This window comes from Bifidobacterium sp. LH_730 (assembly GCF_056355835.1).
This window is the reverse complement of sequence record NZ_JBKETB010000003.1, coordinates 1-12,877: the sequence shown is the minus strand read 5'-3', so window position 1 is coordinate 12,877 and position 12,877 is coordinate 1. Positions and strand designations below refer to the sequence as shown.

Genomic DNA, 12,877 nt, shown 5'->3' with positions numbered 1-12,877 from the left:
TTTTTCAGGTCGCTCATGGTTGTCCGTCTATGCGGAGACATTCGTCTATTCTCCGCCGGCGAGCCGTCGCACGCTCTTCGTCCCGTCCTCCCGCAGTTTCCGCCTGACGTCGTCGGGCAGGAGGTCGGGGTGGCGTGCGGGGATGACGCGCGTCCTCCATTCCGTGGATCGGGCGAGTCTGCGCAGGGTGGCCTCGGGCATCGCCCTGACCACGTCCGCCTGTTTCCACAGGGGGTTCGACGGGTCCGATTCGGCAAGCGTGGCCGTCTCCTCGGACGGCAGGCTCCGCGCGAGCCCGCCCAGGTTGCCGGCGGCATGCTTGATGGCGTTGTCCCTGGCGAAACGGCTGGATGCCTCGCGGATGACTTGCGTCGACCTGTCGTAGGAGAAGCGCGCGAGTTTCATTCGGACCATGGGATCCGATTCCATGCACGCGATGTCCCCGGCCATCCGATAGTCGCCTTTTTCGATGGCGGCCCGCCCCGCCTTGGCGCGCGCGGATGCGGGACAGTCGGCTTCGCGTCCGGCGTATTGCAGCCCATACCAGAGGGCTCTCGCGTTCCTGTCCGCGAGACGGTCCATCGAACGGGCGGACATGGGCGTGTGTTGGGCGAGCGTGCGGATGGCGCCCGCGTCGAGCTCGTCATCATGCAATGCGGCGACGAGCCTGTCGCCCGCCTTGGGATCGTCTGTTTCGAGCCCGCGCCGGGCCGCGGCGAATGCCATGCGCCGCAGCGTATGCACGTCGGTTTCCGTGAGCGCGGCGTGGGCGAACGCGTCGGGCGTGGGGCTCCCGTGGTCGACGGCGACCCGTCTTTTGATGGGATCGGGGTCGGCGAGCAGTCGGTCCGCATCATGTTCGTCCAAGCGGGCGTGCCGCCAGTCGATTGTCTGGACGACGTCCTGCGGCCAGGGCCTGTCGTCGTGGTCGAGGAGTTCGCGGCACACCCGGTCGTCGGCGTCGATGGTTTCGTCCCGCAGACGATCCAATGCCCGAATGCGTTGCCTCGCATCCGCGTCCCAGCAGGCGCGCGTGGCTTGGATGCCTCGCAGTTCCTCCATGTCGATCCCGCATCGCTTCAGGTCCTCGCCGGGGTTCAGGCTGGTGGCTTGGATGCGGCGCGCCAATTCCATGCGCACCATGCCGTCGGGATCGTCCACGTGCAGAGGAGTGGTCATGGCGTTGCGCAGCGCGTTGGCGTGGGCCTGCAACGGGAATTCGCTGTCCTCCGCCAGGGGATCGTACAGGTCCCATGCGGCGAGCATTTCGCGGTCGTCGGATTCGCCGTCGGACGCGACGCGCACCAGCGGGGAGTCCAACAGGGCGGCCGCGTTCACGTATTCGAGGTCCCGCGCCGTCCAGACGGGCCTCTGCGCCTCCATGCCGGGGAGAGGCGGCAGGTCGTCGGTCACGCCCGACCCCGACCCTCCGCCCATGTAGCGGCCTCCCGTGGGAATGCCCCGCGGCTCGTGCGATCGTCCGTGCGCGTCGACGCCCATCATGCGCCCCTTTCCCTAGGCGAGCGGTATGGGATCCCCTATGCGATGGGTCCGGATGTCATCGGACGATGACCGCGACGTTATGGTCTTTATCGAAGACCGGGAGCGGCTTCTCTTTGGTTTTGCCGGAGCGCTCGGAATATCCGATGTACGGGGCCAGGGGGATGCCCTTTTCGATCGCGCGCTTCTTGCCTTCGCGGAACCGTTCCCGATACTTGCGGCGGACGACGAATGCGACGGCCATGGCATCGGCGACGCGATTCTTTTCCTCATGGGTGCGAGCCTGCCTGGCGGTGACGTCGTGTCCGACCCAATAGACGTGCCCGTCGGCGCACCGGACCTTGATGTCCTGCGTCTCGAAGTCCGCCCACGCGGTCCATTCGTACCTGGTTCCGTCCTCATGTTGGGCGGGGATGCGGAGCTCGGTGTAGGTCATTGTCTTTTCCTTTTGATGCTTTAGATGTGTCTGTTCAGCCAGTCGACGAGCGACTTGTGCGAGTGGGAGGAACCTTCCGCCTTGTCGGATTCGGGTGGGGCGTGCGAGTCGATGCTGCCTTCCAGCATCGCATACGCCTTGTCCTCGGCATCCCGCCGCTTCTGGTTCGCCTTGTGCTCGTCATCCAACTCGGGGAAAAGGATGCGGCACGGCGAGGAACGCCGGGCCTGGGATTCGCTCATCATCGCGAACATGTCGATGTCGTCGGGGTCCAGTCCGCCGAAATCGGCGACGTCGGCCATCGTCAGACGCCCGTCGGCGTAACTGGCGCCCAGACCATAGTCGGGATCGTCTTTGTGGAGGTCCAGCATCCTCTGGCAGACACGATTCGCGGTCTCGTAGTCCACGTCGTAGGAGACGAGCCGGTCGAGGCCGTCCGGGTCGTCGACGACCAGCATCACGCTGTCCTGGTTCCACTGGTTGGCGATCCTTGTGCCGAGCCGGTCCAACGCCTTGATGTCGTGGATGTCGTCCACATGCCCCATGTACATGGCGGAGCGTTCGCGCTCGTTGTTCCAGATGCCGCTCACGTTCGCCACCCGCGTGAAGCCAAGCTCGCTCATATGCTCGTCGAAGCGCGCGAACTTGTCGTCGAAACTGTCGGTGGAGTCGTGGCCGCGGCTGGGCGTGGCCACGATGGTCATGTTCGGAGGGGCGGGCAGATCGTCAATAATGCCCGTGCCCCTGTGCTCGTCCGCGTATTGGCCGCCCTGCGGGATGCCGCGCGGCTGTCGGAGCCTGTCGTCCATATGGGCCTCTTCCCTTCCGGGATCGTCGTCTGCCGAACCTATGCGTCCCCGCGCATGTCACCCGGAACTTACATGCACACGCGAAAACAGGGCCGGAAACGGCGTTCCGGACCAATCGATGTAAGTTTCCGGCCCCCGGAAGTTACATCGACGATCCGGCGGACGCATTCAGCCTGCATGAGCTATTGCAGGTATTCCAGCGACGGCTGGCAGTCCGACATTTACGCGTACGAGTCCTGCCTGGGCGGGGTGGATGTGCATGTGGCGGGCAGCCGGATCGTGTTCGACCCGGCGCACCCGTATCCGGACCACAGGTGGACTCCGGGCAAGAGCGTCGAGCAAATCATGGAGGACTGCGACGAGCAGGACCGGGCGTTCTCCTTCGCGCATCGGGAGCCGTTGGACTCCCCGTATGCGGGAATGACGCGGAACGGGCTCACCCATCGGGCAGCCTACGAGTGGCTGCTCGACCTGCGTGAGGCGGGCCTGCATGTGCCCGAGGATGCGCTCACGCTCCTCAAGGAGGACATGGAACGGGAGGATTGACGCGATGGATGGCACGCAGTCCGTCGGCGAATGGTTCGCAGCCCAGGTGGAGATGCGCCCCGGGCTCCGGGTTTTCGACGGCCGGCTCGAATGCAACTCATGCCAGGACGGATACGACGTCGTCTTCTGGCACGGGGGGAAGCTGGGTTTCGAAGTCATCTGCCCGGAGGAGGCCTTGCGCGCGCTCACGCCCGCCCTTCTCGACGAGGCCGCCCGGGCCCTGAGGCGATGACGGAAGGCGGTCGAGGCGCGTGTTCCGCGCGGGTCGTCCCCGAGGCGCGTATATTCCATTGATGAGACTGTGGCCGATGTGAAAGGCGGTTTGCGATGGCTGACGAGACCAGCATCGACGTGTCGAAGAAGAGCGTCGCCGAATTGCTGTCATCCGGGGCGAGGAGCCGTTTCCTGATCCCGGAGTACCAGCGTCCGTACGCGTGGGGCGCGGACCAGGTGGACACGCTGTTCGACGATCTGGTGGAGCACGCGGGGTCGGACGCCTCGTCGGAGTATTTCCTCGGCTGCGTGGTCACGTACCGCAACGAGGGCCGGCGGGAGGTCATCGACGGGCAGCAAAGGCTGACGACCCTGTTCCTCCTGTTGCGCGTCCTGTACCGCAAGCTGGAGGGCATGTCGGATTCGCCCGCGCGCACGAATCTGATGAACAGGATCACCCCGGCCCTGTGGCGGACGGACCGGATCACCGGCATGGCGGACCGGACGGCGACGCTCATCGAATCGAGGGCCATCGACGATGACGCGGACGCCATGCTCAAGCTGATATTGGAGACGGGCGAAACCGATCCGGCGGCCCATGACGCGTATTCGACCAACTACCGCCTGTTGGAGAAGCGGGTGGACGACTACGCCGCCGCGGAGACGCTCGCGTTCCCCGGGTTCATCGCCACCCTGTTGGACAACGTCGTGGTGCTGCCCATCCGCGCCGACTCCCAGGACGCGGCCCTCATGATCTTCAACACGCTGAACGACCGCGGGCTGAGCCTGTCGGACGCGGACATCTTCAAGGCGAAGATGTACCGGTACGCGGGCGACGGGCGCGACAGGTTCGTCGGGGAATGGCGGCGGATCTCGGCCGAGGCGGAGCAAGCGGGGCAGAGCATGCAGTCCCTGTTCGCCCAGTACATGTACGTGCTGTGGGCGCGCGAGGGCAACAGCGGCAGCCGTATGCCGAGGATGCGCAGATGGTATGCGGAGAACGACTTCCGGCGTCTGCGCTCCGGGAATGTGCTCGGCGAATTGGATGCGATCCTCAACGTGTGGCGCGTGGCGTCCGGCCATGAGTCTATCGAAGGCGAGCCCTGGTCCATGGACGGGGCCATCCTCCGGACGCTGGACGTGCTCGCATCCTATCCGAACGACTTCTGGAAGTATCCGACGGTCATCTACTATCTGACCCACCGGGCCGAGGAGGATTTCGGGGCGGGGTTCCTTGCCTTCCTCCGCTGTCTGGCCGCGTGCCTCGCCGCCAAGTTCGCGGTCACGCCGACCGTCAACGGCGTCAAGTCCAGCGTGTTCAGGCTGAATGCGCGCATTCTGGACTCCGCCGAACCATCCTTCGACTTCCCGAAGGTCGACGCCGACGAGCTGCGCCATAGGATCGTCGAACCGCACGGCAGCCTGGTGCGCATGCTGTTGAAGATCATCGCCTACCACGAGCCAAGCCAGCACGATTTGCTGCCGGACCGTTGGGAGATCGAGCATGTGTTCCCGCAGAAGTGGGACGACATGAGGTTCCCCGCCCTGGAGGATCGCGAGGTGAGGGCGCGTCTGGAGCATCTGGGCAACAAGGTACCGTTCGAGAAGCCGTTGAACATCAAGGCCAGCAACGGGTATTTCTCGAAGAAGCGGAAGTACTACGCGCAGAGCGGCATCACGGTCACCAACCGGCTGGGAGCCGAACACGACGACTGGGACCTGGACGACATCCTCGAACGTGACAGACGGGTCGCGGATCTTGTCATGGACGACTTCACCGCATGGGGACTGGAGTTTGCCAAACCCAAGCCGGAGGAACGCTGACTTGGGTTTGGACGGACGAGGGACGGCGAGGGCGTGAGACGGGACGTTCCGTTCGCCCATCGCCAAGATGGAATCCAAGGAGAGATGACATGGCCAATGACTGGGATTATTCCATGCTGACCCATGCGGCGCATGAGGCCGGCGGCCCCGACAAGTATGTGGAGGGGCTCAGCAGGGACGGATTCAGGAAAGGCTCCGCCGCCGGAGCTCTGGCGGCCCTTGCCGTGGCTGGCGCCGTGACCGTTCTGTCGAATCTGTATTCGCGCTGGAAGTCTTCCCGCGATGCCAAGGCGATAGGAAAGGATGTCGATTCGGCTGACGGGGATGCTCCGACCGACGGATCGGATGAGTGATGTGCGGCCGTTTCGCCACCGACTTCGACCCCTATGACGTGGCGGCCGGGTTCGACGCCCAGCCGGATGCGAACATCCCGAGTCGTTCGTGGAACGTGACGCCGACCAATGACGTGATGGTCCTGGCGAAGGACGACGGGGGAGGCAGGCACGCCTCCCCGGCCCGCTGGTCGTTGACGCCACCATGGGCGGAGAGCCTGGAGCTGTCGTATCCGACCCATAATGCTCGCGTCGAGACGGTGCTGGAGAAGCGCACGTTCCGTGACGCGGCCCTGCGCCGGCGCGTGCTCATACCCGCAAGCGGATACTACGAGTGGGATTCTGAACGGCGTCCATGGTACTTCCACGATCCAGGCCAGCCGGTCCTGTACTTCGCCGGTCTCGCCTCATGGTGGCGCGGCGACCCGAAGGCAAGGTTCTGGCGGCTCACCTGCACCATCCTCACGCGACGGGCCGTCGGCGACGCGGAGCAGGTGCATGCGCGTATGCCGCTGCTCATCGGCCCCGACCACCTGGATGCGTGGACCGATCCCACGGATGACGCGGCGCGACTGCTGGCCGGCGCCGCCAAGGCCGGCATCGGCCGGAGCGAACGGCTGGAGGCCTGGCGGGTGATGCCGTTGAGGGGCGACGGACCGGAATTGGCAAGGCCTTTCGATGGCGAATGACGTCGGCGGACGCATCATTGCGGATGCAATGACAGCTTGCATGACATCCGGAGGGGGCGCCCACAATGAGATTCTCGTCGAAACAGCTTGAACACATGGGCGTTGCCGAAGTGGCGATGCTATCGATGACCGGCCACATGCTCGCCCTTCAGAATGCATATACGCTTTTACCGAAGGTCCGCGAAAGCATGGTCGGAGACCTCGGTGCCACAGACAGGGAATCCTGCCTCGAACCGGGGACCAGCGAAATGATCGAGGACGGCGACCTGTGCGACGTGCGCATCGGAGCGTTGCAATCCTATCTAGAGACGATCGGTGCGACCATCCACGTCGAATACGACCTCGGTGACGGCGTCAGGCACCCGCTGGTCAACAGCTCCACGGAGACGCCGGCCATTCGATGAGGTCCTACGAAGAAATACACGCGGAGCACACCGGTATCCTCGCCGCCTACGAGGGCATCCGCCGTCTGCGTCACGACAGGTTGAACATGGCGGCCAACTACGCGGATGTGACGGACGGCACCGTGCTGGACATCGAGAACGGCGACCTCGGCCGCGTGGACGTGGAGTCCCTGCGCCGCTATCTGAACAGCGTCGGCTGTCTGCTGCATGTGGAGGTGACGTTGCCGAATGGCCGGCGTCTGCCGCTTGTGGAATCAGACAATCAATTCAGCGAAAGCTAAGGACCCATTTCCCATCTCGCCGTCCGACGCATAGGCCTTCATATGACCATTCTCAAGTTCTCCCTGACCCTGTTCGCCGTCGTGGCGAGCCTGCTCCTGTCCATGCTGGTGCTGATGCACCGGGGGCGTGGCGGAGGCCTGTCGGACATGTTCTCCACGGGACTGGCGGCGAACGCCGCGAACTCGGGCGTCGCCGCCCGCAACCTGGACCGTTGGACGGTGGCCGCGGGCCTGTTCTGGTGCGCGCTCGTCGTCACGCTCGACCTGCTCTGATCCCTCCTCCGGCCGTGCGGCGCATAGCCGCACCGCATGGCAATGCAGAGCATCCGCCCGGTCGGCACGTTCGGGCACCACAACGGGAACGGGTTCGTCCGCACGAACGACGGTCAGGCATGGCAGTACATGGTCCTGCCCGGCCAGCCGAGCGTGCGGGACGCGAACGGGTGGGACGACCGGGAGGCGGCGGCCAAGCCGTTGAAGATCATCATGCCCCGCCTGGCGGCGTTGGCGCCGCGCATCCCGTTGGCGAACCGGAAGGCGTTGAAAGGCTTCTACAGGCAGATCCACATCCTCGCCATCGCCACGCCCCAACGGTTCGAACCCTCCGCCACGTTGAGAGGCGGCGTGAACGACGGGGTGCGGCTCACGCTCGCCCGCGAATACGGGTCGCAGATGGTCCACGACCGGTTCACCCTGATCGGCGTCCTATTGAGGACCGGCGGCGGACACGCGTCGATGCTCGCCCGCATCGTCGACATGGTCGCCCAGACCCAGGGCGACGACGGGTGGGCGCCCGACCAGAGCTTCGACCACGACAGGGAGGTCATCACCACCATCCTGAGGGACGCGGGCTGCACCATCCCCTCGGACAGGCAGATGCGCCGCGCTTTCGCCTGGTGGAACCTCGACCGCAGCCCGGACCCCGTGCCCCTCATGGTCGAACCCGCCCACCTGCACACGTTCCCCACGTGGAGGGCCGCGAGCATCGGCGACAAGTTCAAGAAAACCGGCGTCGACTGCGCCACCTGGACCCGCAGGAAGGACATCAGGGGCGCGTACACGATGACCATCGCCAGCCTCGGCGCCCTCCCATACCAGGGCGAGGCGGAATGGCAGACCGGCGACTGCGACTGGGCCGCCCGGCTCATGGCCAGCCCTTTGGGCGACGGGATGGGCGCGCTCGCGTTGAGCGTGCGCGGCGCCGTCGAACCCGGGGAGGTCAGCCGCGAACAACTGGACAAGGACAAGGAGAAGGTCCTCGACAAGGCCATCGAACAGGCGGCCGAACGCCACAAGCAGAACCTCGGCGTCGCCAAGGAGCTCAACTACGCGAACGACGTGTACCAGGCGGACGGCAAACCCTGGCCCACGCTGATCGACGCGCACGTGCACGTCGCCATCCCCGCCGTCGTGGAACGCAGCACCCAGGTCGCCTACCCGGGCGGACTCGTCACATTGAACCCGGACCGGCAGGAGGCCGCGTTCCAGGACATGCAGATCGGCAGCAACGTGTCCTACAATCCCAGCCCCGTCTACTGGCCCACCCCCATCCTCGCATACGCGGGCCTGCACGGCAGGAGCGTCGCCGGCGAGGACATGGGTCTGGGCCGCGCCTCCGACCTGCCCGGCGGTCTGCTCGGCTTCACGGAGGCGGACCGGCTGCCCTGCTATGTCAGCCCATTCGCCAGCAAGTACCGGAAGACGCCGCCCTGTCTGCTCGTCGTCGGGGACACGGGCGCGGGCAAGACGACCATGATGCTCTACCTGGCCAGCCAGTGGGCGCGCCTGGAGGATCCGGACCATCCGGGGGAGACGATCCCGGTGGTGTTCAACGACCCCAAGCCCAACTCGGACGATTTCGGCCCATACGTGCGTTCGCGGGGCGGGCGCGTGTACATGCTGGACGATCCGAGGGCGGAGGGCATGCTCGATCCGGTGCGCTGCATGCCCGACGGGTTGCGCGACGAGATGATCACCACCGCGGTGGAACTATTGTCGCAGACGACGGGCGGCGACCTGGACGACAAGATGCGCCAGATCGCGTTGATGAGCATCATCAACTACGGGCTCGACCAGGGCGCCGACTGCACGGGCATGGCCGTGCGCGTCGCCCACAAGGCGCACCACGACGGCAGCGACCGGGGGCGGGTCAGCCCCCTGGTGGACGACGTGTACGACCAGTTGGAGATGGCCGCCGACAACAGTCAGATCTTCCGCCTCATCTACGGGCGCGAGCCCGGGGGGCTCAGGTTGAACGCGAGCCGCGGCCTGACCCTATTGTCGGCGGGAAGCCTGTCGATCGCGCCCGACGAGGGCAGCGAGAGCGTGCCGTCCGCCATCCAACGGTGGGCGGTCCGCATGATGGCCCTAGGGGCGGCCGGGTCGGTGATGGGCAGGAACGGCCTGTTCGTGCAGGACGAGGCGCACCTGATCCTCGGCGACGAGTTCGGAAGGAGCGTCGCCCAACGGCAGGGACGCCTGGCGCGCGCCCAGAACTATCTGCCCGTGTACATGTCGCAGAAGATCGACGAGTTCGTCAACGCGCGTCTCGTGGAGTTCATCGGACGCGGCATCATCCTGCCCGTGAGCGCTAAGAACGAGAAGAGCGGCGAGGTGTCGCAGGCGCAGGCCGCATGCCGCCTGTTCGACCTGCCGGACAATGGGCGCATGCACGCGCGCATGCGCCACAAGGCCGTCCTGGACGACGAGAGCAAGGCGCCCGACTGGGAGAGCCTGTACGCGCTGCACGATCCCGACGACGGGCATCTGCTGCGCGGCAGCATCCCCTACTACGTGGGCCTGGCCGGGGATGCAATCCCCGTGGAATGCCGCATCCCCGACGACCAGTTGAGGTCGATCACCGGGGGGAAGTAGCCGAAAGGGCCTGCCGTGCGGCGTCCAATGCGATGCGCGCCGCACGGGCGGGCAGGCCGGCCTTGGCGAGCGCCTTTTCGGCGGCCTCCACTTGGGCTTGGGTGGGTTCGGCGAGCCGGCCCATGATCCATCCGGTGCGACGGTTCGCGTTGGCGCGCGCCAACGCCCTGTCCTTCGGGTCCGGGTATTTCTCGTAGGCTTCCTGTTTGAGGGCTTCGTTCATGGGGCGGGGCTATGCGCGGGGACGCATGTGGGGAAGCGAACCGAATCGAATCACATGGAAGGAGCCTGGAATGGGCGCACAGTTGATGGACCCCATGCTCGACGGATTGACCGACGCGGAGCTGATGCGCGCCGTCGCCCTGGCGAAGGTGCTGGGGGAGCGCTGCCGTCTCGTGGAGAGGGAGGCGAAGGCGCGCCTCGTGGACCGCATGGATCCCACGGAGGGCGACATGCCGGTCGCCGTCGACGGACGGGTCGTCGCCACACTGGCGCGCACCAAGGGCGGCGACGCGTGCACCTACAGGGTGGACGACCCGGAGAAGTACGCGGCGTGGCTCGTGGCGAACGGGCGCGCCACCATGACGGAGCCAAGGCCCATGCCCGTGGACGCGGCCCTGGACAAGGGCTGGTTGAAGGGCCTGGTGGAGCACGAGCTGTCAGGCGAACTGCCGGACGGGGTGGCGGTGCGCGCGCCGAGCCTGCCTCAGGTGCGGTGCACGATCGACCCGGAGGGCGCGGAGAGCCTGTTCGACCCCGGGCAGAGCGCGCGCCTGGAGGGCATGCTGCGCCTCGCCTCTCCCATGGACGGGGAGGGGGCCGCGGAGGATGCTCCGGACAAGCCCGCGGAACCGGTTCCCGACGCCGGCGGGGACGTGTTCGCGCGCATGGGAATGAGCGTCTGAGATAGGGAAATCCGAAAGAAGGGAAGGCCGGGGACATGATCGCCCCCGGCCTTCGCCTTTTCGGCTCCCGCCTGCCCTAGATGTGCGGGTCCAGATAGGGATCATGCCCGCGCAGGATCAGGTCGTCGACGCGGAACCGTTCGCTTACGTTCGCGTTCGCGCAGGCTTCGAGGAATTCGCCGGCGAGCCGGTTCGCCTCCTCGATCTCCCCGGGACCCATCTCCCCGAGTTCCGTGGGGGAAGGCAGGCGCCGGCCGCGCATCGCGCGCATGGGGTTCCTGACGCCGGTCGTGGCCATGGGAGGTCACCGTCCCCGGCCGAGGAGCAGTCGGCCGAATCCGAGGACGAGGCCGATGAGCATGCCCGCCAGCCAGAGCGTGGCGGTCGCGAGGGCGATGGTTCCGGCGACGAGCAGGAAGCCGACGATGAATCCGATGATGAACATGACGCGCGCCTCCTTCCGGCCGTCACATGGATGCTGTCATCCCTCCCATGCGTCCCCTGCCATGCGCCGCAGCGAATCCGGTTTGATGTCGAGCCGGGCGGCGACCGTATTAAGGTCGATGCCATGCCGGGCGGCGATCTCGACGACCTCGCTCAGGTCCGCGTCGTCCACGCGGGAGACGAGCGCCTCGCCCGCGTTCTGGGCGGCTATGATGTCGAACGCGGGCGTCCTGGACAGGTGGCGCATGCCGTTGTCGAGCATCGTCTCGAAGTCCTTGCGTCCGTTGAACGGATGCTTCGACCCGTCCTTCGGGTCGGTCCACATGCGCGTCTTCTCCTGGTTGACCGACGGGTCGGCGCTGTGCCCGTCCGACAGGGTCATGCCATGGCCGAACGATTTGCCGTTTCTGATCTTCTCCGCGACGAAGTCGCGCATGTTCTCGTCCCACAGGCGGTCGCGCTCCCTGGAGTCGGGCATGCGGCCCCCGTGCTTGGCGCGCCACTGGTCGACCCTCCTCTTGTAGCGCATGCCGACGCGCATCCTGTGAGCGCTCAGCCTCCACGGCGGCTTGGCGAGGATGCGTTCAACGCGCACGGGCGCGAACAGGCCGAACTTGCGGTTGCACACGAACCGTTCCGAATACGTGCGGGTCGTGTTGCCGTTGCGCGCGCACGACCGGCGCATGCACAGGAGCTTCTCATCCGCGTAGGCGAGGGCGAGCTGCCGGCATTCCGCCCTGTTGTCGAAATAGGGGAGCAGGCCGCGCATGATGGGGCCCGGCTCGGATTCGGTGCCGACCGCCTTGTCGAGCAGTTCGATCTCACGCTCGCAGGACATGACCGGGTCGTCCCTGTATTCGCCCTCCCTGGCCCTGAGACGGTCCTCCAACCATAGGAGGGCCTTGTCTCTCCTCGACCACTTCGCGGGGTCGTCGAACTCGAGGGTCGAGCCCACCGGCTTGCCGGTCTCCGGGTCGATCTCCACGGGAGGGGCGGGAAGGTCGTCCGTCCCGTGCGCCGTCCCGTCCGACGCCCACTGGCCGCCCTGGGGGATGCCGCGCGGCTGGCGCGGCTGCGATGATGTTCTAGCCATGCGACGCGGCTATGCATCCGGACGAGACGCGGACCGGAGGACCGCGGGCCAGCGGCGGACGTCCCCTGAAAGAGGTCTTCGAACGATGATGTCCGCGAAAAATAAGGGGGTATGTTCCCGCCGGACGCCAAGAAGGGATGTACCTCCCCCTTGTTTTGCGAGCCATGCGAAGGGGGTATGGGACGGGTCCGGGCATCCGTCCCGAAGTCACTCCAAGCGATACGCCGCCACGGCCGGCGGAACATCGGACGGCTCCGGGGAGCCGCCGTGCGAACAGAGATGCGGCGCGGCCGTGTCCGGGGAGCCGGAGGCCGCCCGCCTGGGGAAAGGCGGCCGTGGAGTCAGGTCGCGAGCCCACGACCCGGAAGCCGGCCGGGGGGCATGCGAAAGCCGCCGTGAAGTCGGGATGCAGTTAATGCCCGCGCATCACCGCCCCGTGACTGCCTGGTGCAGTTGAAAACCACCAACGTTGATGGAATTTGTAACTGCACCCGTGCAGTCATATGCAGTTTGGATGCAGTCACGAC

Annotated in this window: 17 protein-coding genes; 10 read left to right on the top strand and 7 right to left on the bottom strand. The window is 66.2% G+C overall.

The features are described 5' to 3' along the window. Positions 1-45: 45 nt before the first annotated feature. The 3 genes from AC1AUD_RS04865 to AC1AUD_RS04855 are packed head-to-tail and all read right to left on the bottom strand — an operon-like array spanning position 46 to position 2,745. Positions 46-1,503 (bottom strand): hypothetical protein, encoded by a 1,458-nt coding sequence (locus AC1AUD_RS04865; RefSeq protein WP_476572622.1) that lies wholly within the window; start codon positions 1,501-1,503, stop codon positions 46-48. Positions 1,504-1,558: 55 nt separating this feature from the next. Beyond that, positions 1,559-1,936, bottom strand: coding sequence for a hypothetical protein (locus AC1AUD_RS04860; protein WP_476572620.1), 378 nt, complete (start codon positions 1,934-1,936; stop codon positions 1,559-1,561). Positions 1,937-1,956: 20 nt separating this feature from the next. Further along, positions 1,957-2,745, bottom strand: a complete 789-nt coding sequence (locus tag AC1AUD_RS04855) for a hypothetical protein (RefSeq protein WP_476572618.1) — start codon at positions 2,743-2,745, stop codon at positions 1,957-1,959. Positions 2,746-2,922: 177 nt separating this feature from the next. Here AC1AUD_RS04855 and AC1AUD_RS04850 point away from each other — a divergent pair, with 177 nt between their 5' ends. The 9 genes from AC1AUD_RS04850 to AC1AUD_RS04810 all read left to right on the top strand — a co-directional run bounded on the left by AC1AUD_RS04850 (position 2,923) and on the right by AC1AUD_RS04810 (position 9,908). Beyond that, a complete protein-coding gene (locus AC1AUD_RS04850; protein ID WP_476572616.1) occupies positions 2,923-3,291 on the top strand; it encodes a hypothetical protein in 369 nt (122 codons plus the stop codon). A 4-nt stretch (positions 3,292-3,295) separates the two neighbouring features. Further along, positions 3,296-3,523 carry a hypothetical protein gene (locus AC1AUD_RS04845; RefSeq protein ID WP_476572614.1) on the top strand — a complete coding sequence of 76 codons (228 nt, stop codon included), beginning with the start codon at positions 3,296-3,298 and terminating at the stop codon, positions 3,521-3,523. 95 nt (positions 3,524-3,618) lie between these two features. Beyond that, a complete protein-coding gene (locus AC1AUD_RS04840; RefSeq protein WP_476572612.1) occupies positions 3,619-5,328 on the top strand; it encodes a DUF262 domain-containing protein in 1,710 nt (569 codons plus the stop codon). Positions 5,329-5,417: 89 nt separating this feature from the next. Beyond that, on the top strand, positions 5,418-5,681 hold the full coding sequence (locus AC1AUD_RS04835) for a hypothetical protein (RefSeq protein WP_476572611.1): 264 nt from the start codon (positions 5,418-5,420) through the stop codon (positions 5,679-5,681). Beyond that, positions 5,681-6,349, top strand: coding sequence for an SOS response-associated peptidase (locus tag AC1AUD_RS04830; RefSeq protein WP_476572609.1), 669 nt, complete (start codon positions 5,681-5,683; stop codon positions 6,347-6,349). Before AC1AUD_RS04835 ends, AC1AUD_RS04830 begins: the two co-directional genes overlap by 1 nt. A 95-nt stretch (positions 6,350-6,444) precedes the next feature. Then, positions 6,445-6,753 carry a hypothetical protein gene (locus AC1AUD_RS04825; RefSeq protein ID WP_476572607.1) on the top strand — a complete coding sequence of 103 codons (309 nt, stop codon included), beginning with the start codon at positions 6,445-6,447 and terminating at the stop codon, positions 6,751-6,753. After that, complete coding sequence (locus AC1AUD_RS04820; protein ID WP_476572605.1) at positions 6,750-7,034, top strand: hypothetical protein; 285 nt, start codon at positions 6,750-6,752, stop codon at positions 7,032-7,034. The genes AC1AUD_RS04825 and AC1AUD_RS04820 overlap by 4 nt, the downstream gene beginning before the upstream one ends. A gap of 42 nt (positions 7,035-7,076) precedes the next feature. Continuing rightward, positions 7,077-7,307, top strand: a complete 231-nt coding sequence (secG, locus tag AC1AUD_RS04815) for a preprotein translocase subunit SecG (RefSeq protein ID WP_476572604.1) — start codon at positions 7,077-7,079, stop codon at positions 7,305-7,307. A gap of 36 nt (positions 7,308-7,343) precedes the next feature. Further along, complete coding sequence (locus AC1AUD_RS04810; protein WP_476572602.1) at positions 7,344-9,908, top strand: hypothetical protein; 2,565 nt, start codon at positions 7,344-7,346, stop codon at positions 9,906-9,908. Here AC1AUD_RS04810 and AC1AUD_RS04805 read toward each other — a convergent pair. Beyond that, positions 9,892-10,131 (bottom strand): hypothetical protein, encoded by a 240-nt coding sequence (locus AC1AUD_RS04805; protein WP_476572601.1) that lies wholly within the window; start codon positions 10,129-10,131, stop codon positions 9,892-9,894. The genes AC1AUD_RS04810 and AC1AUD_RS04805 overlap by 17 nt on opposite strands. Positions 10,132-10,201: 70 nt before the next feature. On the opposite strand from AC1AUD_RS04805, the gene AC1AUD_RS04800 reads away from it, so the two are divergent. Continuing rightward, positions 10,202-10,813, top strand: a complete 612-nt coding sequence (locus tag AC1AUD_RS04800; protein WP_476572600.1) for a hypothetical protein — start codon at positions 10,202-10,204, stop codon at positions 10,811-10,813. Between the two features lie 76 nt (positions 10,814-10,889). Here the strand turns inward: AC1AUD_RS04800 and AC1AUD_RS04795 are convergent, their stop codons facing one another. From AC1AUD_RS04795 to AC1AUD_RS04785, 3 genes are read right to left on the bottom strand one after another with little or no spacing between them, the layout of a single operon-like run. Further along, positions 10,890-11,111, bottom strand: coding sequence for a hypothetical protein (locus tag AC1AUD_RS04795; protein ID WP_476572598.1), 222 nt, complete (start codon positions 11,109-11,111; stop codon positions 10,890-10,892). Positions 11,112-11,117: 6 nt separating this feature from the next. Then, on the bottom strand, positions 11,118-11,258 hold the full coding sequence (locus AC1AUD_RS04790; protein WP_476572596.1) for a hypothetical protein: 141 nt from the start codon (positions 11,256-11,258) through the stop codon (positions 11,118-11,120). Between the two features lie 36 nt (positions 11,259-11,294). Then, the gene (locus AC1AUD_RS04785) at positions 11,295-12,350 is read right to left on the bottom strand and encodes a hypothetical protein (RefSeq protein WP_476572594.1); all 1,056 of its coding nucleotides are present in this window, start codon (positions 12,348-12,350) and stop codon (positions 11,295-11,297) included. Between the last annotated feature and the right edge of the window lie 527 nt (positions 12,351-12,877).

Coding starts and splice junctions, on each gene's coding strand:
- AC1AUD_RS04840 (WP_476572612.1), top strand. CDS start 3,619: ATGGCTGACGAGACCAGCATCGACGTGTCGAAGAAGAGCGTCGCCGAA.
- AC1AUD_RS04855 (WP_476572618.1), bottom strand. CDS start 2,745: ATGGACGACAGGCTCCGACAGCCGCGCGGCATCCCGCAGGGCGGCCAA.
- AC1AUD_RS04830 (WP_476572609.1), top strand. CDS start 5,681: ATGTGCGGCCGTTTCGCCACCGACTTCGACCCCTATGACGTGGCGGCC.
- AC1AUD_RS04835 (WP_476572611.1), top strand. CDS start 5,418: ATGGCCAATGACTGGGATTATTCCATGCTGACCCATGCGGCGCATGAG.
- AC1AUD_RS04860 (WP_476572620.1), bottom strand. CDS start 1,936: ATGACCTACACCGAGCTCCGCATCCCCGCCCAACATGAGGACGGAACC.
- AC1AUD_RS04790 (WP_476572596.1), bottom strand. CDS start 11,258: ATGTTCATCATCGGATTCATCGTCGGCTTCCTGCTCGTCGCCGGAACC.
- AC1AUD_RS04825 (WP_476572607.1), top strand. CDS start 6,445: ATGGGCGTTGCCGAAGTGGCGATGCTATCGATGACCGGCCACATGCTC.
- AC1AUD_RS04795 (WP_476572598.1), bottom strand. CDS start 11,111: ATGGCCACGACCGGCGTCAGGAACCCCATGCGCGCGATGCGCGGCCGG.
- AC1AUD_RS04865 (WP_476572622.1), bottom strand. CDS start 1,503: ATGATGGGCGTCGACGCGCACGGACGATCGCACGAGCCGCGGGGCATT.
- AC1AUD_RS04850 (WP_476572616.1), top strand. CDS start 2,923: ATGAGCTATTGCAGGTATTCCAGCGACGGCTGGCAGTCCGACATTTAC.
- AC1AUD_RS04810 (WP_476572602.1), top strand. CDS start 7,344: ATGGCAATGCAGAGCATCCGCCCGGTCGGCACGTTCGGGCACCACAAC.
- AC1AUD_RS04845 (WP_476572614.1), top strand. CDS start 3,296: ATGGATGGCACGCAGTCCGTCGGCGAATGGTTCGCAGCCCAGGTGGAG.
- secG (WP_476572604.1), top strand. CDS start 7,077: ATGACCATTCTCAAGTTCTCCCTGACCCTGTTCGCCGTCGTGGCGAGC.
- AC1AUD_RS04785 (WP_476572594.1), bottom strand. CDS start 12,350: ATGGCTAGAACATCATCGCAGCCGCGCCAGCCGCGCGGCATCCCCCAG.
- AC1AUD_RS04820 (WP_476572605.1), top strand. CDS start 6,750: ATGAGGTCCTACGAAGAAATACACGCGGAGCACACCGGTATCCTCGCC.
- AC1AUD_RS04800 (WP_476572600.1), top strand. CDS start 10,202: ATGGGCGCACAGTTGATGGACCCCATGCTCGACGGATTGACCGACGCG.
- AC1AUD_RS04805 (WP_476572601.1), bottom strand. CDS start 10,131: ATGAACGAAGCCCTCAAACAGGAAGCCTACGAGAAATACCCGGACCCG.